Annotated in this window: 23 protein-coding genes, 1 rRNA gene and 1 other RNA gene; 3 read left to right on the forward strand and 22 right to left on the reverse strand. The window is 60.5% G+C overall.

Annotated features, from left to right (window positions below; translation table 11 throughout):
* Position 1: 1 nt before the first annotated feature.
* From mraY to rsmI, 9 genes are all read right to left on the reverse strand, one after another.
* The gene (mraY, locus tag J3364_RS17945) at positions 2-1087 is read right to left on the reverse strand and encodes a phospho-N-acetylmuramoyl-pentapeptide-transferase (RefSeq protein ID WP_123636002.1); all 1086 of its coding nucleotides are present in this window, start codon (positions 1085-1087) and stop codon (positions 2-4) included.
* Entirely contained in the window at positions 1087-2454 is a 1368-nt protein-coding gene (locus J3364_RS17950; RefSeq protein ID WP_349559588.1) for a UDP-N-acetylmuramoyl-tripeptide--D-alanyl-D-alanine ligase, read from the reverse strand. The genes mraY and J3364_RS17950 overlap by 1 nt, the downstream gene beginning before the upstream one ends.
* Positions 2451-3938 carry a UDP-N-acetylmuramoyl-L-alanyl-D-glutamate--2,6-diaminopimelate ligase gene (locus J3364_RS17955; RefSeq protein WP_349559589.1) on the reverse strand — a complete coding sequence of 496 codons (1488 nt, stop codon included), beginning with the start codon at positions 3936-3938 and terminating at the stop codon, positions 2451-2453. The genes J3364_RS17950 and J3364_RS17955 overlap by 4 nt, the downstream gene beginning before the upstream one ends.
* 3 nt (positions 3939-3941) lie before the next feature.
* The gene (locus tag J3364_RS17960) at positions 3942-5654 is read right to left on the reverse strand and encodes a peptidoglycan D,D-transpeptidase FtsI family protein (protein ID WP_349559603.1); all 1713 of its coding nucleotides are present in this window, start codon (positions 5652-5654) and stop codon (positions 3942-3944) included.
* Positions 5655-5718: 64 nt separating this feature from the next.
* Positions 5719-6114: a cell division protein FtsL gene (gene ftsL / locus J3364_RS17965; RefSeq protein ID WP_123635998.1), complete on the reverse strand. Its 396-nt coding sequence runs from the start codon at positions 6112-6114 to the stop codon at positions 5719-5721.
* Positions 6115-6116: 2 nt separating this feature from the next.
* Positions 6117-7076 carry a 16S rRNA (cytosine(1402)-N(4))-methyltransferase RsmH gene (gene rsmH / locus J3364_RS17970; RefSeq protein WP_349559590.1) on the reverse strand — a complete coding sequence of 320 codons (960 nt, stop codon included), beginning with the start codon at positions 7074-7076 and terminating at the stop codon, positions 6117-6119.
* Positions 7073-7525, reverse strand: a complete 453-nt coding sequence (gene mraZ / locus J3364_RS17975) for a division/cell wall cluster transcriptional repressor MraZ (RefSeq protein WP_123635996.1) — start codon at positions 7523-7525, stop codon at positions 7073-7075. Before mraZ ends, rsmH begins: the two co-directional genes overlap by 4 nt.
* Before the next feature lie 367 nt (positions 7526-7892).
* Positions 7893-8251, reverse strand: an RNA gene (gene rnpB, locus J3364_RS17980) — RNase P RNA component class A.
* Positions 8252-8304: 53 nt separating this feature from the next.
* Positions 8305-9162 carry a 16S rRNA (cytidine(1402)-2'-O)-methyltransferase gene (rsmI, locus tag J3364_RS17985; RefSeq protein WP_349559591.1) on the reverse strand — a complete coding sequence of 286 codons (858 nt, stop codon included), beginning with the start codon at positions 9160-9162 and terminating at the stop codon, positions 8305-8307.
* A 215-nt stretch (positions 9163-9377) separates the two neighbouring features.
* Here rsmI and J3364_RS17990 point away from each other — a divergent pair, with 215 nt between their 5' ends.
* Genes J3364_RS17990 through J3364_RS18000 form a run of 3 tightly spaced genes read left to right on the forward strand, consistent with a single transcriptional unit; the run spans position 9378 to position 12278 of the window.
* Positions 9378-11300, forward strand: a complete 1923-nt coding sequence (locus J3364_RS17990; protein WP_349559592.1) for a penicillin-binding protein activator — start codon at positions 9378-9380, stop codon at positions 11298-11300.
* 4 nt (positions 11301-11304) lie between these two features.
* Positions 11305-11685: a YraN family protein gene (locus J3364_RS17995; protein ID WP_349559593.1), complete on the forward strand. Its 381-nt coding sequence runs from the start codon at positions 11305-11307 to the stop codon at positions 11683-11685.
* On the forward strand, positions 11682-12278 hold the full coding sequence (locus J3364_RS18000) for an SIS domain-containing protein (RefSeq protein WP_123635992.1): 597 nt from the start codon (positions 11682-11684) through the stop codon (positions 12276-12278). The genes J3364_RS17995 and J3364_RS18000 overlap by 4 nt, the downstream gene beginning before the upstream one ends.
* A gap of 87 nt (positions 12279-12365) precedes the next feature.
* On the opposite strand, the gene J3364_RS18005 is transcribed toward J3364_RS18000, so the two are convergent.
* The 13 genes from J3364_RS18005 to rrf form a co-directional block, all read right to left on the reverse strand.
* Complete coding sequence (locus tag J3364_RS18005; protein ID WP_190294993.1) at positions 12366-12773, reverse strand: ClpXP protease specificity-enhancing factor; 408 nt, start codon at positions 12771-12773, stop codon at positions 12366-12368.
* A gap of 60 nt (positions 12774-12833) precedes the next feature.
* Positions 12834-13463 (reverse strand): glutathione S-transferase N-terminal domain-containing protein, encoded by a 630-nt coding sequence (locus J3364_RS18010; RefSeq protein ID WP_123636770.1) that lies wholly within the window; start codon positions 13461-13463, stop codon positions 12834-12836.
* 113 nt (positions 13464-13576) lie between these two features.
* Positions 13577-14335 (reverse strand): cytochrome c1, encoded by a 759-nt coding sequence (locus J3364_RS18015; RefSeq protein ID WP_349559594.1) that lies wholly within the window; start codon positions 14333-14335, stop codon positions 13577-13579.
* Positions 14335-15567, reverse strand: coding sequence for a cytochrome b (locus tag J3364_RS18020; protein WP_349559595.1), 1233 nt, complete (start codon positions 15565-15567; stop codon positions 14335-14337). Before J3364_RS18020 ends, J3364_RS18015 begins: the two co-directional genes overlap by 1 nt.
* On the reverse strand, positions 15567-16163 hold the full coding sequence (gene petA / locus J3364_RS18025; protein ID WP_349559596.1) for a ubiquinol-cytochrome c reductase iron-sulfur subunit: 597 nt from the start codon (positions 16161-16163) through the stop codon (positions 15567-15569). The genes J3364_RS18020 and petA overlap by 1 nt, the downstream gene beginning before the upstream one ends.
* 231 nt (positions 16164-16394) lie before the next feature.
* On the reverse strand, positions 16395-16787 hold the full coding sequence (rpsI, locus tag J3364_RS18030) for a 30S ribosomal protein S9 (protein ID WP_123636755.1): 393 nt from the start codon (positions 16785-16787) through the stop codon (positions 16395-16397).
* A 12-nt stretch (positions 16788-16799) separates the two neighbouring features.
* A complete protein-coding gene (gene rplM / locus J3364_RS18035; RefSeq protein WP_123636756.1) occupies positions 16800-17228 on the reverse strand; it encodes a 50S ribosomal protein L13 in 429 nt (142 codons plus the stop codon).
* A gap of 202 nt (positions 17229-17430) precedes the next feature.
* Positions 17431-18201, reverse strand: coding sequence for a TatD family hydrolase (locus J3364_RS18040; protein WP_349559597.1), 771 nt, complete (start codon positions 18199-18201; stop codon positions 17431-17433).
* Between the two features lie 21 nt (positions 18202-18222).
* Positions 18223-19803, reverse strand: a complete 1581-nt coding sequence (gene prfC, locus J3364_RS18045) for a peptide chain release factor 3 (RefSeq protein ID WP_349559598.1) — start codon at positions 19801-19803, stop codon at positions 18223-18225.
* 88 nt (positions 19804-19891) lie between these two features.
* A complete protein-coding gene (locus J3364_RS18050; protein ID WP_349559599.1) occupies positions 19892-20551 on the reverse strand; it encodes an energy-coupling factor ABC transporter permease in 660 nt (219 codons plus the stop codon).
* The gene (rimI, locus tag J3364_RS18055; RefSeq protein ID WP_349559600.1) at positions 20542-21042 is read right to left on the reverse strand and encodes a ribosomal protein S18-alanine N-acetyltransferase; all 501 of its coding nucleotides are present in this window, start codon (positions 21040-21042) and stop codon (positions 20542-20544) included. The genes J3364_RS18050 and rimI overlap by 10 nt, the downstream gene beginning before the upstream one ends.
* Positions 21042-21875 carry a hypothetical protein gene (locus J3364_RS18060; protein WP_349559601.1) on the reverse strand — a complete coding sequence of 278 codons (834 nt, stop codon included), beginning with the start codon at positions 21873-21875 and terminating at the stop codon, positions 21042-21044. The genes rimI and J3364_RS18060 overlap by 1 nt, the downstream gene beginning before the upstream one ends.
* Before the next feature lie 223 nt (positions 21876-22098).
* A 5S ribosomal RNA gene (gene rrf, locus J3364_RS18065) occupies positions 22099-22200 on the reverse strand; the annotation flags it as partial.

Below are 22200 nucleotides of genomic sequence, written 5' to 3' on the forward strand. Positions count from 1 at the left end.
CTTAACGAATCTTCAGCGTGGCCAGTCCAACCAGGACCAGAACCACCGTCACGACCCAGAACCGCACGATGACGCGCGGCTCGGGCCAGCCCTTCAATTCAAAATGGTGATGCAACGGCGCCATCCGGAAGATGCGCCGCCCGGTCAGGCGGTAGGATGCCACCTGCAGGATCACCGAAACCGTTTCCATCACGAACACGCCGCCCATAATGAACAGCACCAGTTCCTGACGAACGATCACCGCCACGACACCCAGCGCGGCACCCAGCGCCAACGCGCCCACATCGCCCATAAACACCTGGGCGGGATAGGTGTTGAACCAGAGGAAGCCCAATCCGGCGCCGACCAGAGAACCACAGAACACGATCAGCTCGCCGCTGCCCGGCAGGTGCGGGATCAGCAGATAGGAGGCGAATTGCGCGTGGCCGGACAGATAGCAGAAGATGGCCAGGGCCGCGGCTACCATGACCGTCGGCATGATCGCCAGCCCATCCAGGCCGTCGGTCAGGTTGACCGCGTTGCTGCTGCCCACAATCACGAAATAGGTCAGCAGGATAAAGGCGGCGGGGCCCATCACAATGCTGACGTTCTTGAAGAACGGCAGGTACAGCGACGTTTCCTGCGGCAGGCTCGATGAATAGAAAAGTGCAATAGCCGCACCGGCGCCAATCACGGACTGCCAGAGATACTTCCAGCGTGCCGGCAGGCCCCGCGGGTTCCGCTCGACCACCTTTCGATAGTCGTCCACCCAGCCGACGGCCCCGAACAGCAGCGTCACCAGCAGGGTGATCCAGACATAGCGGTTGGTCAGGTCGGCCCAGAGCAGGGTGCTGACCGCAATGGCCACGAGGATCAGCGAGCCCCCCATCGTGGGCGTACCGGCCTTGCTCAGGTGGGTTTGCGGGCCGTCGTCCCGCACCGCCTGACCAATCTGGTACTGACCCAGCTTGCGGATCATGTAGGGCCCGATAATCAATGCGATCAGCAGTGCCGTCAGCACGCCGAGAATGCCTCGCAGGGTGAGGTAACGGAAGACCGTCAGCTCGTCAAAATACTGCGCGAGGAAGTCTGCTAGCCAGAGCAACATCAGTGTTTCACCTTCTTGATCAATGCTCTGACCACGTTATCCATGGCAGAACTGCGAGAACCTTTCACGAGAATGGTCATGGGCGCCTTCTGGTGCGCGAGCAGCCATGCCACCGCCTCGTCGTGGGTGGCAAACGCCTGGCCGCCTTCGCCAAAACCGGCGAGGTAACCGTCGGTATTGGGCCCGACCGCCAGCAGATGCGACACCCCCTGCTTACGGGCGAACGTGCCGATATCGGCATGCAGTTTATGGGCGTCGGGGCCAAGCTCGGCCATGCACCCGAGCACCGCCACGCCCGTGCCCGGCAGTCGGGACAGGTAATCCACGGCCGCCTTCATCGATGTGGGATTGGCGTTGTAGCTGTCATCGATGAGATTGACGCCGGACTGTAACGCAATCTGCTCCAGTCGACCTTTAACGGGTTTTAATTCATCCAGCCCGCGATAGATGGCGTCGTCGGTGGCGCCCAGCTCGCGGGTCGCCGCGATGGCCATCAATGCATTCAATAAGTTGTGGGTTCCCGGGAGGTTGAGTCGCACCGGCGCAATCCAGCCGCCCGGACCGACTGCCTCGAAGGTCACCTGGCCGTTTTCTGAACGAACATTACGATAGTGATAGTCCGCTCCCTTATCGTCGGTCGCTGCCACCGTGAGCACCCGGCGCTGGCCGGCACGCTTGCGCCAGATCGGACAGGCCGGGTCGTCGGCATTGAGAACGACGGCACCATCCAGGTCGACACCCTCCACGATTTCACCCTTGCCTTCGACAATGTTCTCATAGCTGCCGAAGCCCTCCAGGTGGGCTTCACCGGCATTGGTGATCATCGCCACTTCAGGTCGGGCCAGGTTGACGGTGTAGGCGATCTCGCCGACCCCGCTCGCACCCAGTTCGATCACGGCGTACTGGTGTTCCGGCGACAACCGGAACAGGGTCAGCGGCACCCCAATGTGGTTGTTCAGGTTGCCCTGGGTGGCCAGGGTTTCACCCTGGTGGCGCAGGATGCTGGCCAGCATTTCCTTGACGGTGGTCTTGCCGCTGCTACCGGTCACCGCAACGCAACGGGCCGAACTGGCCAGCCTGTTGCCCAGCGCCAGGCGCCCCAATGCCTTGAGGGTATCGTCCACCACCAGTTGCGGGATCGCGACGCCGTCCACCGGCTGATCGACCACCGCCGCCACGGCACCCGCCTGGGCCGCATCCAGCACATAGCGATGCCCGTCGAATCGATCACCGCGCAGGGCGACGAAAAGATCCCCGGGATTGATCGTCCGGGTGTCGGTCGACACGCCGCTGAATTCAACGGTCGCCGATTGCGGGCTGGCACCGGCCATCTCGGCCGCATCCTGGAGGGTGAACCGCTGCATCATTGTTCTGCCTCCCTGTCGACCAACGCCTGACGAACGACGCCGGCATCGCTGAAATCGTGCCGCTCGCCCTGGATTTCCTGATAGGTTTCGTGTCCTTTTCCAGCCACCAGAACCACATCGCCCGGCAGGGCTTCGAAAACCGCCTGCCGAATAGCGGCTTCCCGCTCGTGGATCACCTCAGCCCGGCCGGGGTTGGCGAATCCCGCCATGATCTGACTGACAATGGCCCCCGGGTCTTCGGTGCGGGGATTGTCATCGGTCACGATGATGCGATCCGCCAGTTTTTCCGCAACTGACGCCATTTCAGGACGCTTCCCGGTATCACGGTCACCCCCGCAACCAAAGACGCACCACAGATCGCCCTCCACATGCGGCTTGAGAGCCTGGAGGGCGTTCTGAAGCGCATCCGGGGTATGGGCGTAGTCCACCACCACACGAATGCCGGCGGCACCGGCGAACACTTCCAGTCGGCCCGGCGGAGGCATCAATTTCTTGGCGGCCGAGACCACGTCATCCCGCGACAGCCCCAGCTGCAACGCGGTGGCGATCGCCGCCATCACATTGCTGACGTTAAACGTTCCCAGCAGCGGCGCCGACAGCGAAAACTCGCCCCAGGCACCGTCGAAGGTGGCGTCGAAACCATCGGCATGGGCGGTCAGCGACTTCAGCCAGAGCTCGGTCTGGGATTCGTGCAGGCTAAAGCGGACCCGGTCGCATTGCCCGTCCAGCTGGCCGTAGAGTTGACGCCCGAACGGATCGTCAAAATTGATCACGGCGAACTCGAGCCCATCACGGCGGAACAGGAGGCTCTTGGCCTCGGCATAGGCCTCCATACTGCCGTGATAGTCGAGGTGATCCCGGGTCAGGTTGGTGAAAATGGCGCCGCGAATGCGCACATCGTTCACCCGCCCCTGATCCAGCGCATGGGACGACACTTCCATCGCCACGGCCTTGCCACCGGAAACGCGGATCTTGCGCAACGCCTGGTTGATGGTGATCACATCGGGTGTGGTATGGGTCGCCGGCGCCATCTGACCGCCCACGCCGTAACCCAGCGTGCCGATGATGCCGCAACTGTGGCCGGCGGCGCTCAGCAACTGGCTGACGAAATAGGTCACCGACGTCTTGCCGTTGGTCCCGGTCACGCCGATCACATCCAGTTCATTGGACGGTGATCCATAGAATCGATCGGCAATAACGCCCATCTGTTGTTTCAGCGACGGCACGGCCACGATCAGAGCCCCCGACTGCTCGTAACAGGCCGACTCGGCCTCATCCACGTCGAGCAGGACGGCAACGGCTCCCGCCTCAATGGCATCGGCCACATAGTGATCCGCTGACGAAGTGGCGCCGGCGATCGCCACGAAGGCGTCGCCGGATTGAACTTTGCGACTATCCGCAGTCAGCCCATGAATCGTGACATCGAATACCGACGGAACGTCGACGATACCGGTCAGGAGATGGTTCAGGGATGTCATGCTCATGGCTTACCCCCTGCCCCCGGATTTGTCCCGTGGCTGGGATGCCACAGGATTATCATCGAGGTCCGGGCGCACGTTCAGCAAACGCAGCGCGTCACCCATGACCCGGGAAAAGACGGGAGCGGCAACTTCCCCTCCATAATACTCCCCGCCCTTGGGCGCATCGACAGCGACAACACACACAATGCGGGGGTTATCCACAGGCGCCATACCGGCGAAAATGGCTTTGTACTCACTGTCCTCGTAGCCATGCTGACCGACCAGATGAACGGTGCCGGTTTTGCCGCCCGCCTCGTAGAAACCGATCTGGGCGCGCTTGCCGGTACCGTCTTCAATCACCGCCTGGAGCATCTCCCGCACCTGGGCGGTAATGTGCTCCGGAATGACGCGTTGCCCCCGGGGTGGTTCGTCCCGCTTGATCAGGCTCAGCGGATAGCGGATACCGCCATTGGCCAGGACCATATAGGCCTCTGCCAATTGCAGCGCATTGACGCTGAGGCCGTAGCCGTAGGACAGGGTCGCCACTTCCACCGGGTGCCACTGGGTAGGGGCCGGCAGCACGCCGACGGCCTCGCCCGGGAAACCGATACCGGTGGATTGCCCGAGGCCGACGCTGAGGAACATGTCACGGATCGGATCGCCACCCATTTTCGCAGCAATCTTGCTCATCCCCACGTTGCTCGACTTGGCAATGATGCCCTTGAGATCAAGCACGCCGTGGTCGCTGGTGTCCCGGATGGTGTAGCGCCCAAAACGAAGATAACCCGGATTCGTATCGATCCGGGTTTTCGGGGTCACCACACCTGCCTCCAGGGCGGCCGCCATCGTGATGGGTTTTATCGTCGATCCGGGTTCGAACAGATCCGTAATGGCCTTGTTCCTGAGATTGGCCGGGTCCAGCTGACTCCTGTCGTTGGGGTTGTATGACCCCTGATTCACCATGGAGAGCACCTCGCCGGTGTCCACATCCAGCATCACCAGCGTTCCGCCCCGGGCATGATGGGCCTGGACGACCGCCTTGAGCTCCCGGTAAGCCAGATACTGCAGCCGCAGGTCCAGGCTGAGCTCCAGGTTGCGCCCCGGCTTGGCGTCTTTGACCAGGCTCAGGTCCTTGATGACGTGGCCACGCCGATCCTTCAGCACCCGCTTGCTGCCGCGCTCACCGGACAGCCAGTCGTTGTAGGCCAGCTCCATACCTTCCTGACCATGCTCGTCGATATTGGTGAAGCCCACGACGTGAGCGGTCACTTCGCCGGTCGGATAGTAACGACGGTATTCCCGGCGACTGTAGATACCGGGAATATCCAGCGCCATGGCTTTGCGCGCCAGACCCGGCTGGATCTTGCGACTGACGTAGATGAATTCGCGACTGGCATAACGCTTCAGACGCGATCGCAGGTCGCCCTCACTGACGCCGAGCATCCGGGCCAGCGGCGCAATCCGGGGATCGCTGGGATCCATTTCGCTGGGGTTGGCCCAGATGGTCTGAACCGGGGTGCTGACCGCCAGCGGTTCGCCGTGACGATCGGTGATCATGCCGCGATGGGCATCGATGGTCTCGGTGCGGACGGTGCGGACTTCGCCCTGGCGCCGCAGGAAATCCTGATCGACCACATGCAACTGCACCAGCCGCGCCGCCAGCGCCACCATGACAAGCACAAACGCGCCCAGCACGGTGGCATGACGCCAACCGGCCAGACGCGCTTTCAGCTTCTGCATGGTGCTGGGTGTCGACTGCGATGTGGACACGTTTCCCTACCCTGACGGCTCGATATAATCGTTGTTATGGCTGCGACTGCACCAGGACAATGTCCTGCTTGCCGGGCACAACCATGTCCATGCCCTGAGAAGCCCGCGCCTCGACGCGGCTATGGGCACTGAGTGCACTCTGCTCCAGCAGCAGCTGACTCCACTCCCGCTGGTAGCCATCCCGCTGCGCCTGGAGCTGGGCCAGGTCGTTGAACAGCACCCGGTTCTCGTGGGCGCTGTAGACGACGCCGATCGCCGAGAACACCAGCACGCTGGCCAGGCCCGCAGAAATCAGCACATGACGCTGGCACAGTCCGGCAAAAATCCGGCGCGACAGGCGCATGGCCGTGTTGACGCCGGCCTTCATGGTTTCCGGGTGCAGACGCTTGCGGGTCTGGACCTGGGGCCGTTCAATCGTTACCGCTGCCATTGCTATACCTCACTCTTCCCTGACCGACGCTCCAGGACACGCATGACGGCGCTCCGGGCCCGAACGTTGTCGGTCACTTCGTCTGTTTCTGCCTTGACGGCCTTACCGATCAGGCGGAAGTCCGATGCCGCCTGATCGGCCGTCACCGGCAACCCGCGGGGCAACTGAGGCCCTCGCGCCAGATCCCGCATGAACCGCTTGACGATGCGGTCTTCCAATGAGTGGAAGCTGATCACCACCAGACGGCCGCCCGGTTCGAGGTGATCGACCGCGGTCTGCAGGCCGGCTTCCAGGTCTTCCAGTTCCCGATTAATAAAAATGCGCACGGCCTGAAATGTCCGTGTCGCCGGGTGTTTGTGCTTTTCCTTTTTGGGCACGGCGCCGGCAATCAGCTCGGCAAATTCGCGGGTGGTCGCCAGCGGCTCGTCCGCCCTCCGCGCCACGACGGCCCGTGCGATACGGCGGGAAAAACGCTCTTCACCGTAGCGCCAGATGACATCCGCGATTTCGGCTTCCGGCGCGTTGTTGAGCCACTCCGCCGCACTGGGCGACTGCTGGGGATTCATCCGCATATCCAGCGGCCCTTCCCGCATGAAGCTGAAACCACGCGCGGCATCGTCCAGCTGTGGCGATGACACGCCGAGGTCCATCAGCATGCCGCTGATGCTTTGCCAGCCGCTCTCCATCAGAAACCGTTCAAGCTCGGCAAAAGAGCCGTGACCAATATGAAAACGGGAGTCGGCTTGCGCCAACTCCCTGCCGACTGCGATGGCCTCGGGGTCCTTGTCCACCCCGAGCAGCCTCCCGCTGTCGGAAAGCCTCTCCAGGACCAGGCGACTGTGGCCGCCGCGCCCGAAGGTTCCGTCGACATAACGCCCGTCCGCACGGACCACCAATGCGTCGACCGCCTCACTCAAGAGCACCGAGAGATGCTTGGGTGAGGCGCCTTTTTGCGCGGTCATAGGGAAAGTGACTCCATCTCCGGCGGCATATCGTCGTCATCCTCGGACTCATCCAGCCATGCGAACCAGCGCTCCTCGCTCCACAGTTCCAGTTTCTTGCCCTGACCGACCAGCATCAGTTTCTTTTCCAGCCGCGCGTAACTGCGCAGCGTTGGCGGCACCAGCACCCGGCCGGCACCGTCCAGTTCCAGCGGCGTGGCATGGCCCAGCATCTTGCGCTGCAGCCGGCGCGCCGCCTTGTTCATGTTCGGCAACGCCTCAATCTGGGGGCGGATTTCGTCCCATTGCGGCTCGGGATAAACCAGCAGGCAACGCTCCTCGTCGGCATTGGCCGTCAACACGATGCGGCCGCCGCACACTTCGGCGAGCTCCTCGCGCACGCGGGTCGGGATCGCAATGCGCCCCTTCGCGTCCATGTTGATGGCATGACTGCCGAGAAAGTTGCTCATAAATGCTGCCAGTTGCTGGCCTCAAACCGGCTGGATCGCCGGGGCCGAAATCAAGAGCGGGCAATTTTCCCACTCTCGCCCTCCAAAAACCACAAAAAACCACTTCTATCCACTTTTTCCCACTTCTGCACACTATAGAAACACGAAAAATACAATGCAAGCGCCGTCAGAGGCGGCCCACCTGTAAAACTTCCTGTTATGACAAGGGTTTAGAAGGAGAAGAGGAGAAGCTACCCGGAAATGGAGACAAGAACCTTCGATAAATCAAGTAGCTGAAGCACTATTTATACAAAAAACCTGAGGAGTAAGAATTTTTCGCTATATCAGGAGGGAAATTCGAACAACAGAGATCACACGGGAGAAAAGAAAAGCGAGCTCGCCTGTAAGCCGGGTTCTGTCGAGAACAGTCATTCATCTAGGGCTTGCGTCACCACAAGCCTCAAGCAACCTACCCGAGTCCAGCGCGGGCCACGCCATCGGACTCCTATTTGGTCTTGCTCCAGGTGGGGTTTACCATCGCCGTGAACTGTTGCCAGTCACGCGGTGCGCTCTTACCGCACCTTTTCAACCTTACCGGCGCCCGAAGGCGCTTAGGCGGTTTCCTTTCTGCTGCACTTTCCGTCGGCTCACGCCGCCCAGGCGTTACCTGGCACCTTGCCCTGTGGAGCCCGGACTTTCCTCCCCCGTCCGCCAATGGCGGCCGGCGGCGACTGCCCGGCGAGCTCAGGCGAGACAATACGCCGCCCGCCCCAGGCGTGCAAGCGAAAAAGACCGTAACATCACGCCTTCAGTGCGAGCGCCCTCTGGTAAAGCTCATTGCGGGACAAGCCGGTCAGCTCGGACGCCATCCGCGCTGCCACCTTGACCGGCACCTCGCGCAGCAGCACCGTCAGCAGCTCATCGGGATCGATTTCGGTGGCGGCATCCTCCGACGACGCCGGCGCGCCCGCCACCATGACCACATACTCGCCCTTCTCGGCGTAATCGTCCTCGGCGAGCTGCTCGACCACATCTCCGGCCGTCCCGCTGTAAAACGTTTCGAACGCCTTGGTCAGCTCCCGTGCAAGCACCACAGAACGCTCGGCACCAAAGGCTTCGGCCAGCGCCACCGCCGTTTCCCGAATGCGATGCGGTGCTTCATAGAAGACCAGGGTTCGGGATTCGTGCCGCAAGGCCTTGAGAGCGTCCAGCCGCGCCTTGCGCTTGGTGGGCAGGAATCCTTCGAAGGTAAACCGGTCCGTTGGCAGACCGGCCGCACTGAGGGCTGTTGTGATGGCACAGGGACCGGGAATGGGCACCACCGTCAGCCCCTGCTCGCGCGCGGCACGGACCAGGATGAATCCCGGATCGGAAATCAGCGGTGTGCCGGCATCGGAAACCAGCGCCACCGACTCGCCCTGTCGCAGGCGCTGCAGGACCGATTCATGAAGCTCGCGCTCATTGTGCTCATGCAGGGCCACCAGAGGCCTGTGCAGGCCCAGCACCTGCAGGAGGCGTTGTGTGTGACGCGTATCCTCCGCAGCAATACAGTCCACCCTGGCCAGAATATCGGCCGCCCGCTGACTGATATCGCCCAGGTTGCCGATGGGAGTCGCCACAATATAGAGAAGGCCATAGTCGGCAGCGCTGTGGGGCATGGTGTCTTTCCTGAAGTTGCGCGATGCACGCCGGGTTTGCGAATGACAGTGACGTCATGAGAAATCCACGGCGAACTGGTAAACTCGCTTCTTGGCAAATTTCCGGCATGATGCCCATGTTCCGCCGGCACCACAAGCGGCGGCATGGCAGGACGTCCCGCGGGATCGGTTGCGGCCGCGGAATTCCGAACCATTCGCCCTACTGTGAGCATTGCATGACGATGAGAGAGTTTCTTCGCCTTCGCCCTGCGTTTTTCCTGGCCCTGGCCGTCTTGATGGCCGGCTGCACCCCCATGGGCATCCAGCCCGACCAGGCTGACACACCGGAGGGCGCGCTGGCGATTGCCGAATCCTCCGGCTATTCCGATACCGCCCTGCGTGGTCTTCTGAGCACCGCCGCCCGCTACCAGGACGCCGATCGTCATAAGGACGCCCGCACCATCCTGCGCAGCGAAGCTTTCGACAAGGCTCAGGGGGATACGCTCAACCAGTATCGCCTGCTGGCCATGGACAGCATCATCGCGCTCGATGACCGTGGCTGGGCCGCGGACTTCGCCGACGCCCTGCCGGTGGATCAATTCTCGACGTATCCCGACAACCACCAGACCCAGGCGGCACGCCTGCAAACCAGCACCTTCGAACTTGCGGGGCAATACCTGAAGGCGGCACAGACACTGATTGCCTCCAGCCCGATTCGTCCCAATGGCGGCACTCTGGCCGACAACGATCGAATCTGGCAGCTGCTCAAGCGCGCGCCGGACAGCCAACTGGACGCGGCGGCCCAGACCGCCATCGGCTACGAGCAGCAAGGCTGGCTGGAGCTGGCCCTGTCCCTGCGCCAGCCCGGTGTGACGCTGGACACCCAGGGCCGCACAATTCGCCAGTGGCAGAAAAACTGGCCGGATCATCCGGCAGCCAACCCGCTGCCCAGCGAACTGCGCCTGATTATCACGCTTTCGGAAGAGCGCCCCGGGCATATTGCATTGGCACTGCCCCTCAGCGGCCCGCTGGCCGAGGCAGGCCAAGCCATTCGCGATGGTTTTTTTGCCGCCTTCTATGAGGACGACAAGCGTAATGAGGGCACTAAAACCCGCATCCAGGTCTTCGACACCAACGATCAGGCGTTCGACGCGCTCTACGACCGCATTCAGCAAACCAAGCCGGACCTGGTCGTCGGCCCGCTCGACAAGTCCGCCCTGGCCAAGGTCGCCGATCGCACCTCCCTGCCAACGCCAGTGCTGGCCCTGAACTACCTGGAAGACGGCCAGTCGCATCCTGATCAACTGTATCAGTACGGCCTTTCTGCAGAAGATGAAGCTCGTCAAATTGCGGATCGCCTGATGGCGGATGATCGCACGCAAGCCGTTGCCCTGATCCCCTGGGGTGACTGGGGAGACCGCGTGGAAAGCGCGCTGATCCAGCGCATGAACCAGGATGGCGGCAAAATTCTCAACGCCGTTCGTTACGACCCGAACGAAAATCTGCGCAAGACGGTGGCGGACCTGTTCGGCATCGACCAGAGCCGTCAGCGGGCCATCACCATCGAACACACCATCGCCCAGAACGTGGAATTCGAAGCCCGCCGCCGGCAGGACATCGACGCCATCGTGCTGGTGGCCTCCCCCACGATCGGCCGTCAGTTCAACCCTCTGTTTGCGTTCTATTTCGGTGGCGACCTGCCCGTTTACTCACCCTCCACGATCTACACCGGCCAGCCGGACCCGAGTCGTGATGGCGACCTGGAACGGGTGCGTTTCACCGACATCCCGTGGATGCTGAATCCGGACAGCGAACGTCGCCAGCGGGCCAGCGCCGCGTTACCTGACATCACCCAACGCTATGGACGCCTGTTCGCCATGGGCATGGACGCTTATGCCTTGTCCTCCAAGCTGCAGCTGCTGTCGCAGGTCCAGGGCAGTGACGTCGACGGGCTGACAGGCACACTGAGCATGACGCCCGACGGCCTGGTACGCCGGGAACAGGGCTGGGCGATTTTCCAGCAAGGCGTACCAGCTCCTCTGGACGAACCGGTTACTGACGAGCCTGCGGATGAAACGCGCCAGGACGCGCCTGCCGACGAGACAGCCATCGACAGCACAACGCCGGCAACCGGCGTGACAGCGCCAACCCGCGAGTAACCCCATGCGTGAGACCAGGGACGGTCGGCGCAAGCAGGGCGAGCAAGCCGAAGAGGCCGCTGCTCGCTACCTGGTACGCAAAGGCCTGCACATCGTTGGACGCAACTTTCATTGTCGGGGTGGCGAGCTGGACATCATCGCCCGTGATGGCGAGACACTGGTCTTCGTCGAAGTCCGCTATCGCGGGACGACCAGTTACGAAAATCCCATGGAGTCGGTCACCCCACGCAAACAGCAACGCCTGATTCGAGCCGCCAATTACTACCTGCAGCGGCACCAACTATGGCAATATCCCTGTCGCTTCGATGTCATAGCCATCCAGCCGGGACGTTTACGCCGCTATCAGGCCCATTGGATCAAGAATGCTTTTGATGCCTCACCATGACTGAACAATCTGCCGATTCACTGATCAACGCCATGTTCGCCGAGCATATGGAAAATGCCGCCCATGCCGCGGCCGAAGTGGGCCCCGCGCTGGATGCGGTCGCCGATACGCTGGTGGCATCACTGCTGACCGATGCCAAGATCCTGATGTGCGCCAACGGCGGCGCCAACTGCCTGACGCAGTACTTCTGTACCAACCTGCTGAACCGCTTCGACCAGGATCGCCCCGCCTTACCGGCGATTAATCTGGGTGCGGACGCCACCACGTTCTCCGCTATCTGCCGGGACAATCGCTTCAATGAGACTTTCTCGCGGCAGGTGAGAGCCTTGGGCAAAGACGGCGATACGCTGTTCGTGGTGGTCGACGACGGTCATAAGGCCAACCTGATCCAGGCGATCCAGGCGGCCCACGACCGCGGCATGAGAGTGGTGGTTCTCAGCGCCCGGGAAAAGACCGACGTCACCTCCCTGCTCCATCCGGACGACCATGAACTGGCCCTGCACAATCTGGGCAACGCTCAGGCCACCGGGGTATTTGTCCTGATCATGAACGCCCTCTCGGCCCTGATCGACCAGAAGATCTTCGGCGGCTGAGCCGATCGCGACAATCTTTCGCCCATAAAAAAGCCGACCCGAGGGTCGGCTTTTCAGCATCCATTCATCCTGCGCCATGGCTGGCGTTTATTTCACCACTTTGAGGCTGGGCTTGCCGGACGGGCGTTCGGGCTGACTCTGCCCGTCACCGGAATCCGTACCCGTTCCATCTGGATCCGGCGTGCCCGGCTCACTGCCAAACACCATGCCTTCGCCGTTCTCGCGGGCGTAGATGGCCAGCACCGCGACCATCGGTACCGACACCTGCATGGGAACGCCGCCAAAGCGCGCATTGAACTCAAGGGCGCTGTTGCCAATCATCAATCCCTTCACCGCACTGGGGCTGATGTTGAGGACGATCTGACCGTTGGCCACGTGCTCCGCCGGCACCTGGACACCCTGTACGCCCGCATCCACCAGGATGTAGGGCGTGCAGTTGTTGTCCAGAATCCACTCGTTGAAAGCGCGCACCAGGTAGGGCCGGCTTGCTGTCATTCTGAATGCCTTCTCAGACATAACGCCTCCCGCTCAGGCTCGAAAATACATGGGTTCGGCTTAGCTGCGAATGTCTTCTTCGAGATCAGACAGGCTCGCCTTGAACCCCTCACGCTGGAACAGACGCTCCATGTACTTGATCAGGGGCTTGGCCTGCTTCTCGGAAAGCTCGATGCCCAGGGCCGGCAGGCGCCAGAGGATCGGACCGATACAGCAGTCAACGATGGTAAATTCCTCAGACAGGAAGTACGGCATCTCGCCAAACAGTGGTGCCGTGGCGAGCAGGCTTTCGCGCAACTCCTTGCGGGCGGCATCGGAGGCCTTGGCATTTGGCTGCGCCAGGATTTGATCGACCAGGCCACACCAGTCTTTCTGGATGCGATGAATCATCAGACGGCTGTTGGCACGGGCAACCGGGTAGACCGGCAACAGCGGCGGATGTGGAAAACGCTCATCCAGGTATTCCATCATGATATTGGGCTCGTAGAGCACCAGATCACGATCAACCAGCGTGGGCAGCGCGTTGTAAGGATTCAGGTCGGAGAGTTCCTCCGGCGGGTTATCGGGATCCACGTCGACAACGTCCACCGTGACGCCCTTTTCAGCAAGTACGATACGCACCCGGTGGCTGTAATGGCTCGCCGGATCGGAAAAAAACGTCATTGATGACCGCTTGGTCACAACGCCCATAGAACTACTCCACGATTGCAGATACACAGAGATGAAATGGCTAAACGCAAAATTCCAGCGGGCTGACTTGCGCCCTACTGGAATTCTTGCAAAGCGGGATTATACCTGATTCTTTAGTGTACGTCTTTCCAGTACTCCCGATTGAGCAGGAAAGCAAACACGAAGAAGATGGCAATAAAGATCAGGACAAACATCCCCAGTCGCTCACGCTGGAGCTTGACCGGATCGGCCATGTAGGCCAGGAAGTTGGTCAGATCGTACATGGCGGCGTCGAAGTCGCCGGGATCCATGGCCCCCTCGATCGCCCACTCCGGGCAGGCGGTATCGTTCACCTCATTGCCGCTGAGCGGATCGATGCGCGACTGGTGGCCGATTTCCGGCTTCACGGCGCACAGCCCCTGCATATTCACCAGAACATGGGGCATGCCCACGTTTTCGAAAACCACATTGTTGACGCCCATGGGGCGGGCATCGTCCTTGTAGAAACCGCGCAGATAGGAGTAGATCCAGTCCGTCCCACGCAGGCGGGCCTCGAGTGTCAGATCCGGCGGCGGGTTACCGAACCAGGCTTCGGCCTGGTCCTTGTCCATACTGTTCTTCATCAACTCACCGATCTTGGCATCGGTAAAGATCAGGTTGTCCTCGTAGAGCTCCTCCGGGATCCCCGTGTCATTCGCCACCCGCTTGTAACGGGCGTACTGCATGGAATGGCATCCCATGCAGTAATTCGTGAACAAGGCCGCCCCCCGCTGCAACGAGGCTTTGTTGGAGAGATCCGGCTCCATGTGATCGAGGGGCATGCTGCCTTCACCGGCCGCCATACCCAGGACCGGCAAACAGATCAGGAAGAGACCCGCAATTATGTTTCTCATCACCCTGTCACCCTCTCCGGAACCGGTTTCGTTTTTTCCATCCTTGTATAGAACGGCATGAGGATAAAGTAGAGGAAATACAGCGTCGTCAGCACCTGCGCCATACCGGTGCGCAGGGCGCTCGGCGGCTTGATGCCCAGATAACCCAGCACGATGAAGCTAATAGCAAAGATGGCGAGGGCAACCTTGCTCATCCAGCCCTTGTAGCGCATCGAGCGCACCGGGCTGCGATCCAGCCAGGGCAGCACGAAAAGAATGGCAATCGCGGCGCCCATGACCACCACACCCCAGAACTTGGCCGGCAGGCCGAACAGGTCCACCGTCACCGAGCGCAACATGGCGTAAAACGGCGTGAAGTACCACACCGGCGCAATGTGCGCAGGGGTTTTCAGCTGGTTGGCGGGCTCAAAGTTCGGCTTCTCCAGGAACAGACCGCCCATTTCCGGGAAAAAGAACACAACGACGCAGAAGATGAACAGGAAGACCGCCACACCGACTATATCGTGAACGGTGTAATAGGGATGGAAAGGGATACCGTCTTTGGGGATGCCGTTCTCATCCTTGTTCTTCTTGATTTCGATGCCGTCCGGATTGTTCGACCCCACTTCGTGAAGCGCCAGGATATGCAAAACCACCAGACCCAACAGCACGATGGGCAGCGCGATCACATGCAGTGCAAAGAAGCGATTGAGCGTGATGCCGGAGATGAGGTAATCACCGCGAATCCACAGCGAGAGGTCGTCGCCGATGCCGGGAATGGCGCCAAACAGGTTGACGATCACCTGTGCGCCCCAGTAAGACATCTGCCCCCATGGCAGCAGGTAGCCCATGAAAGCTTCGGCCATCAGCACCAGGTAGATCAGCATACCGAAGATCCAGATCAGCTCTCGCGGCTTTTGGTAGGAGCCGTACATGAGGCCACGGAACATGTGCAGGTAAACCACAATGAAGAAGGCAGAGGCCCCCGTGGAGTGCATGTAGCGCAACAACCAGCCCCACTTCACGTCCCGCATGATGTACTCGACCGAGGCGAACGCCCCTTCTGCGGTCGGGTTGTAGCTCATGGTCAGCCAGATGCCGGTCACCAACTGGTTCACCAGCACCAACATCGCCAGCGAGCCGAAGAAGTACCAGATGTTGAAGTTCTTGGGCGCGTAATACTGGGCCAGGTGCTTGTTGTATGCGTCGACAATGGGAAGCCGGGCATCAATCCATTGAATGAGTTTTTGCATCACGCAGCCTCCGGATCAAGACCAATGGTCAGGGTGGTCTCCGAGTCATAACGGTAAGGCGGAACTTCGAGATTCAGTGGCGCAGGCTGACTCTGATAGACGCGGCCGGCGAGGTCGTAGTGCGAGCCGTGACACGGACAGAAAAAGCCGCCCAGCCAGTCCGGCCCCAGATCAGGAGGCGCGACTTCCGGCCGATAGGTGGGCACGCATCCAAGATGGGTACAAATACCGACAAGCACGGCGATGTCCGGCTTCAGGGAACGGTAGATGCCCTCGATGTATCCAGGTTGCTGGGAGGCCTCTTTGGACTGCGGGTCTTTGACCGTGTCGTTGAGCTTCTTGATGTTGTCCAGCATTTCGTCGGTCCGTCGCACTATCCAGACCGGCTTGCCGCGCCATTCAACAGTCACCTGCTGTCCCGGCTCGATCTTGTCGATACTGACAGAGACCGGGGCTCCTGCCGCCTCGGCTTTGGCGCTGGGATTCCAGGACGCCACGAACGGCACAGCCGCCCCAACGACACCCACACCCCCAACGACAGACGTAGCACCAATCAGGAAGCGGCGCCGGCTTCGGCTCACGTCGCCATTATTCATTATGGTTATCTCCCACCAGGCGATGCGAAGCTGTCCCTACAGGCCGCACATCGTAAGACTTCACAACCCGAAATTTAGTTGTTGAAAATAGTAGTTAAATACCCTGACCCTTACAAGTTGGCAATCCGTGTCGCACGGCGACATCAGGCGCCTCGACGCTAACGACCCTCTGAATTCCAGACAAAAAAAAGCCCGGCAACGCCGGGCTTCTCTTTGACACCAGAGTGCCAATTAACGCTTGGAGTACTGAGGACGCTTACGCGCTTTCCGCAGACCCACTTTCTTACGCTCGACGCTACGGGCATCACGAGTCACGTAACCCGCCTGACGCAGAGTCGGACGCAGCGTTTCGTCATAGTCCATCAGTGCACGGGTCAGACCGTGACGGATCGCGCCGGCCTGTCCACTGGTGCCACCGCCTTCGACGGTGATCTTGATGTCAAAACGCTCCAGAGATTCGGTCAGGGCCAGCGGCTGACGCACGATCATCTGCAGGGTCTTACGACCGAAGAACTGCTCGATGGTGCGATTGTTGATGGTGATGTTACCGCTACCCGGCTTGATAAATACGCGCGCCGTAGAAGTTTTGCGGCGACCAGTACCGTAATTTTGTGCTACAGACATATTCGCCTTCCGTTAGATGTCGAGTTCTTTGGGCTGCTGGGCTGCGTGCGGATGCTCAGCGCCGGCATAGATTTTCAGCTTCTTGAACATGGCGCGACCCAGCGGGCCCTTCGGCAGCATGCCCTTGACGGAATGCGCAATCACCTGTTCAGGTGCTTTGTCGATCAGCTTCTCGAAGTTGATCTCACGAATACCACCCGGGAATCCCGTGTGATGATAATACATTTTTGCACCGGCCTTCTTGCCTGTGACACGCACCTGCTCTGCGTTGATCACAACAATGTAGTCACCCGTGTCGACGTGGGGCGTGTATTCCGGCTTATGCTTGCCCCGCAGACGAAGGGCGATTTCGGTTGACAGACGACCCAGCGTCTTGCCGGCTGCGTCTACAACGTACCAGTCACGCTTAACGCTTTCTGGTTTCGCACTCAGAGTCTTCATTGATTCCGCCTTTGTAACGCGTATAACGAACGTTAAAGGCCACCGCTAACCAGCGCACATCACGCTCAACGGAGACCTTCGACCTAATAATATTGCCGGCGTTGCATCATTCGGGGCTGAGATGAATACATCGCCTTGAAAAGCCAGGGCGCGCAGTATATAGAAATCGACCTCTCATGCCAAGCCCTTGTGGCTTTTTTGCTCACGACCAGGCCGTGGCGTATAGCGCTTCCACGTTCGCCAGTAGTTGCTCACGTATCTGCGTTTCCGGCTCCGACCTCAATCCACATAATGCCTTGAATACAAAAGGCAGGTACGTTGGCCGATTGTCGCCCTTGCGCACGCCTTCGGGGGGCATATCCGGCGCGTCGGTCTCCAGCACCAGCCGCTCCAGCGGCACCTCGGCCACAGCCCGCTGTGTTTTACGCGCCCGCGAGTAAGTAATTACCCCGCCAACCCCCAGGTAACAGCCCATATCCGTCAGCGCTCTAGCCTGCTCCGGACTGCCGGCAAAGCCATGCACCAAGACCGGTGCCACCAGATGACGGCGCCGCAGGATGGCCGCCACTTCATCGTGGGTGCGCACCGAGTGAATCACCAGCGGCAGCGCCAACTCGACGGCCAGATCGACCTGCGCCTCAAACCAGGGCCTTTGCGCCGCCAGATCCCCATGCAGCCGGTCCAGCCCGCACTCTCCCAGCGCCACACAATCAGCCGGCCGGCTGGAGAGGATCGATTTCAACCGTTCCAGATCGGCGTCGGTGTGCCCGCCTACGAACCAGGGATGAATACCCAGGCAGTAGCGCATGGACGCATCGCCGGCTGCCACCGCCTGGACCCGTGACCAGGTCGCCGCTTCCACGCCGGGGATCACCAGCCCGCCGCCCTGCTGAGTGTGAAAATCCTGCAGGATCTGCTCACGTTTCCCGTCGAAACAGGGAAAGTCAAAATGACAATGGGCATCCACCAGCATGGGGCGCTCCTTCCGCGGGCGTCAGTGCTCCCGTGTCTTGTTGAAGCGGATATCCGGATGACGTTCCTGCGCCAGCTGCAGGTTGACCATCGTTGGTGCGATATAGGCCAGACGGTCGCTGCCGTCGAGCGCCAGATTGTCGTAAGCCTTGCGCTCGAACTCTTCCAGCTTGCGCTCGTCATCGCAGGTCACCCAGCGGGCCGTAGCGACATTGATGGGCTCGTAGACCGCTTCCACCTTGTACTCACTCTTGAGGCGAGCCACCACCACATCAAACTGCAGCACGCCCACCGCACCAACGATCAGGTCGTTGTTTTTCATCGGACGAAAAACCTGCACGGCTCCCTCTTCCGACAGCTGGATCAAGCCTTTCTGAAGCTGCTTCGCTTTTAGCGGATCCTTAAGGCGGATGCGACGGAACAGCTCCGGCGCGAAGTTGGGGATACCGGTGAACTTCATGTCCTCACCGGTGGTAAACGTATCGCCCAACTGGATGGTGCCGTGGTTGTGCAGGCCAATGATGTCACCGGCAAACGCCTCTTCGGCGTGCTCCCGATCGCCGGCCATGAAAGTCAGGGCGTCCGCGACACGCACGTCTTTCCCGATACGGACGTGACGGGTTTTCATGCCCTGGCTGTAGCGACCGGATACAATGCGAAGGAAGGCCACGCGGTCCCGGTGCTGGGGATCCATGTTCGCCTGAATCTTGAACACGAAGCCGGAGAAACCGTCTTCAACAGGCTCCACGATGCGGGTGTCGGTTGCCCGCCCTTGTGGTGCCGGCGCCCACTCCACCAGACCGTCGAGCATGTGATCGACGCCGAAGTTACCCAATGCCGTACCGAAGAAGACAGGCGTCAGTTCACCACGCAGGAACGCATCCTGATCGAACTCATGGGACGCCCCTTTCACCAGCTCAATTTCGTCCCGCAGATCCTGGGCGTAGGCGCCGATCGCCTCATCCAGTTCCGGGTTGTCCAGACCGCTGATAATGCGGCGCTCCTGGATCATATGTCCCTGGCCGCTCTGGTAAAGGATGACCTCATCGCGCAGCAGGTGGTAGACGCCCTTGAAGCTCTTACCCATGCCGATTGGCCAGGTGATCGGCGCACACGCGATTTTCAGGACGTCTTCCACTTCGTCCATCAACTCGATGGGGTCCCGGGTATCGCGGTCCAGCTTGTTCATGAAGGTCAGGATCGGGGTATCCCGCAGCCGTGTAACCTCCATCAGCTTGATGGTCCGTTCCTCGACACCCTTGGCGCTGTCGATCACCATCAGACAGGCATCCACCGCCGTCAGGGTCCGATAGGTATCTTCAGAAAAATCTTCGTGGCCCGGCGTGTCCAGCAGGTTGACCAGCTTGTCCGCATAGGGAAACTGCATGACAGAGGTCGTTACGGAGATCCCCCGCTCCTTCTCCATCTCCATCCAGTCGGACTTGGCGTGCTGGCCGGATTTCTTGCCCTTGACGGTGCCGGCGGTTTGCAGGGCCTTGCCGAACAGCAGGACTTTCTCGGTGATGGTGGTCTTACCGGCGTCCGGGTGCGAGATGATCGCAAACGTCCGCCGCTTGGCAATTTCCGCGGAAAGCGAAGTCATAGTGTAAATAGCCTGAATTGACGCAAATGGACTGGAAAGCCCGACATTATAAATTCTGAACAGCCCGGACGCGAACCCGGACTACTCCTTACAGATACCGACTCTCTTCGAGCGTGACCAGGCGCTGGGGCTGGAACACCATCAGGCTCGCCACCACCACACCGTTAACGAAGGCTTCCGGAATCACAAACAGCGGCATGTAGCGCAGGTACTCGGTGTAGAGGGTATGCCAGTCGTAGACTCCGGCGAGACCAAGAATGGCCACCATGACCGTACCGGAGACCGCAGCGGCGATCGCCGCTCCGAAGTAACCACAGAAAAACAGGTAGGCAAAAAACAGACGAAAACCGCATCGCCGCTCCCAGAGCACGATGCCGTAGGTCACGACAACCGGGAGAATGACGGTGACCACACCATCAAGCCCAATCGCGGACCAGGGTTCGCGACCGATCAAAGCCATGATAAGCAAAGCGATAACGCCACCCAGCATCGCAAAAGCCCATCCCACGGCCAGTGTCACCGCCGTGAGTCCCAGTACATGAATGCTCAGACCCGGCGACAATCCCGCTCGCACGCACCAAAGCAGAACCAGCAGGATCACGCTCGCGAAGACGGTATGCTGATAGAGTCGCTCGACGGCCAGCTGCGCCCAATCGGCTGACCAGAGCGCAAACACCACCACGCCCAGCAGGACCCCATCCATCAGCCATAGCCAACCTGCGCCAAGCAGTTCCGGCGTCAGCCCCATTCAGCCGCTCCCGGCCCTTCCAGAGCGAGAACCAGGGCATCTTCCCGGGTTGGCGATGCCGGATAGTATCCCGGTCGCTCCCCGATCTGGACGAACCCCTCCGTTTTATAGAGACCAATGGCGACGTCATTGGAACGCCGGACTTCCAGCAACACCCGGCACATGTTTTCACGAAAGGACTCGCGGATCAGGTGCCGAAGTAACAGGCGTCCGGCTCCAGAGCCCCGCCACTGGGAGCCAACGCACAGGTTGAGGAGATGGGCTTCGTCAAAGAGATAGGCAACGACGGCATAGCCCTGCAAGGTGTCCTCATCGGCCAGCCCCCAGAGGCGATAATCCGGCCGGAAGCAATCGCGAAAGAGCGCCTCACTCCAGGGATGGGAGTAGCCGGTCAATTCGATGGAGAGGATATCGGGAATGTCTGCGGGATCGAGCGGCCTGACCCGGCGAGTGGCGGAAGCCACATCCTGATAGGATTGCCGCGGCCCCATTAGCGCGCTCCAATCACACGGTCCTGCAGCTGATGCCATAGGCTACGTTTTTTCTCGTAGTCTCCGGCCAATCCCGCAAGCGTATCGGGCGCCTCCACCACGGTTTCAGACATGGCCGCCATGAGAGCCTGGTGCTGCTCCGGCTCTTTGCTCAGCGAGCCTAAACAGACGACTTTCCGCTGTCCGACCTGCTCTGCCAGTGAGTGCAGGATCATTCGCAGATCCCGGTCTGCACTCTTCAGAACGCGCGGGTTGTTGAAGACAGGCCAAACCAGTCGCTTTTGCTGTACCTGGGTATCACCGATCGCACGCAGGATATTGGCCGCCAGTTTGGCCTGGAGCTCTTCGCTGACGTCTGCCGACACGGGGCTGACGAGAGCAAACTGATCGCCCCACCAGATCCCCATATCCACACTGACACCCGCGAGTACCCGTGAGGCTTCATCCACCTCGAGCTCAGACACCGGGCTACTCTCGGCGACAGACTCATGGGTGGATGCCTCGGGCTCGGGTCCAGCCTTGCTCGTTGCCTCGTCGGTCGCGGGCTTCGCTGGCGGGGTCGCCGACTCGCCGTTTTTTGCGCCCCCGTCGATGCTCTGAAGCAGCTCCTTGACGCTTTTACCAGGCGGAAGGGGCGCCTCCTTTGGACGATCGCGAGTGGGGAGGGAAAGACCGCCCTGAGCGCTTGAATCACTCTTCCCTTCCGCCGTTTCCGGTTCGGTAAAGTCGAAGTCCGGACTGGGTGCGGCCCCTGGCAACGGGATACGCGCATACCAGAGCTGAACGCCCATGCGGGATAGGTAGTACTGGCGCTCGGCTTCAGTGGTGGTCATGGTGCGTTACGGTGTTTTCCGGCTGCAGAATTCAGAGGCACGGGATGTGTGCTGGATTTGGAGAGTATACGTGATTCGGGGCGATGTGTTGATGGTTGGGTTTGAGTGGACCGGGCCTGTGGTGGGCCGGTAGTGGCCGCCCTCAGGTCGGCGCCGCAGGTCACTTTTGTAGAGCCAATAAAAAACCCCAACACGTTACCGTGCTGGGGTTTCGGATTTAGGAGCCTGACGATGACCTACTCTCGCATGGGCAGATGCCACACTACCATCGGCGCTGGTTCGTTTCACTGCTGAGTTCGGGATGGGATCAGGTGGTTCCGAACCG

Source organism: Marinobacter sp. NFXS9 (assembly GCF_040148665.1).
Lineage (GTDB): Bacteria > Pseudomonadota > Gammaproteobacteria > Pseudomonadales > Oleiphilaceae > Marinobacter_A > Marinobacter_A mangrovi.

Coding starts and splice junctions, on each gene's coding strand:
- J3364_RS18060 (WP_349559601.1), bottom strand. CDS start 21,875: ATGACCACCACTGAAGCCGAGCGCCAGTACTACCTATCCCGCATGGGC.
- J3364_RS17960 (WP_349559603.1), bottom strand. CDS start 5,654: ATGCAGAAGCTGAAAGCGCGTCTGGCCGGTTGGCGTCATGCCACCGTG.
- ftsL (WP_123635998.1), bottom strand. CDS start 6,114: ATGGCAGCGGTAACGATTGAACGGCCCCAGGTCCAGACCCGCAAGCGT.
- J3364_RS18005 (WP_190294993.1), bottom strand. CDS start 12,773: ATGACAGCAAGCCGGCCCTACCTGGTGCGCGCTTTCAACGAGTGGATT.
- J3364_RS18015 (WP_349559594.1), bottom strand. CDS start 14,335: ATGAGAAACATAATTGCGGGTCTCTTCCTGATCTGTTTGCCGGTCCTG.
- rsmH (WP_349559590.1), bottom strand. CDS start 7,076: ATGACCGCGCAAAAAGGCGCCTCACCCAAGCATCTCTCGGTGCTCTTG.
- J3364_RS18010 (WP_123636770.1), bottom strand. CDS start 13,463: ATGGGCGTTGTGACCAAGCGGTCATCAATGACGTTTTTTTCCGATCCG.
- J3364_RS18020 (WP_349559595.1), bottom strand. CDS start 15,567: ATGCAAAAACTCATTCAATGGATTGATGCCCGGCTTCCCATTGTCGAC.
- J3364_RS18050 (WP_349559599.1), bottom strand. CDS start 20,551: ATGGGGCTGACGCCGGAACTGCTTGGCGCAGGTTGGCTATGGCTGATG.
- rsmI (WP_349559591.1), bottom strand. CDS start 9,162: ATGCCCCACAGCGCTGCCGACTATGGCCTTCTCTATATTGTGGCGACT.
- mraZ (WP_123635996.1), bottom strand. CDS start 7,525: ATGAGCAACTTTCTCGGCAGTCATGCCATCAACATGGACGCGAAGGGG.
- J3364_RS17955 (WP_349559589.1), bottom strand. CDS start 3,938: ATGAGCATGACATCCCTGAACCATCTCCTGACCGGTATCGTCGACGTT.
- rimI (WP_349559600.1), bottom strand. CDS start 21,042: ATGGGGCCGCGGCAATCCTATCAGGATGTGGCTTCCGCCACTCGCCGG.
- rpsI (WP_123636755.1), bottom strand. CDS start 16,787: ATGTCTGTAGCACAAAATTACGGTACTGGTCGCCGCAAAACTTCTACG.
- J3364_RS17990 (WP_349559592.1), top strand. CDS start 9,378: ATGACGATGAGAGAGTTTCTTCGCCTTCGCCCTGCGTTTTTCCTGGCC.
- prfC (WP_349559598.1), bottom strand. CDS start 19,803: ATGACTTCGCTTTCCGCGGAAATTGCCAAGCGGCGGACGTTTGCGATC.
- J3364_RS17995 (WP_349559593.1), top strand. CDS start 11,305: ATGCGTGAGACCAGGGACGGTCGGCGCAAGCAGGGCGAGCAAGCCGAA.
- J3364_RS18000 (WP_123635992.1), top strand. CDS start 11,682: ATGACTGAACAATCTGCCGATTCACTGATCAACGCCATGTTCGCCGAG.
- petA (WP_349559596.1), bottom strand. CDS start 16,163: ATGAATAATGGCGACGTGAGCCGAAGCCGGCGCCGCTTCCTGATTGGT.
- J3364_RS18040 (WP_349559597.1), bottom strand. CDS start 18,201: ATGCTGGTGGATGCCCATTGTCATTTTGACTTTCCCTGTTTCGACGGG.
- rplM (WP_123636756.1), bottom strand. CDS start 17,228: ATGAAGACTCTGAGTGCGAAACCAGAAAGCGTTAAGCGTGACTGGTAC.
- J3364_RS17950 (WP_349559588.1), bottom strand. CDS start 2,454: ATGATGCAGCGGTTCACCCTCCAGGATGCGGCCGAGATGGCCGGTGCC.
- mraY (WP_123636002.1), bottom strand. CDS start 1,087: ATGTTGCTCTGGCTAGCAGACTTCCTCGCGCAGTATTTTGACGAGCTG.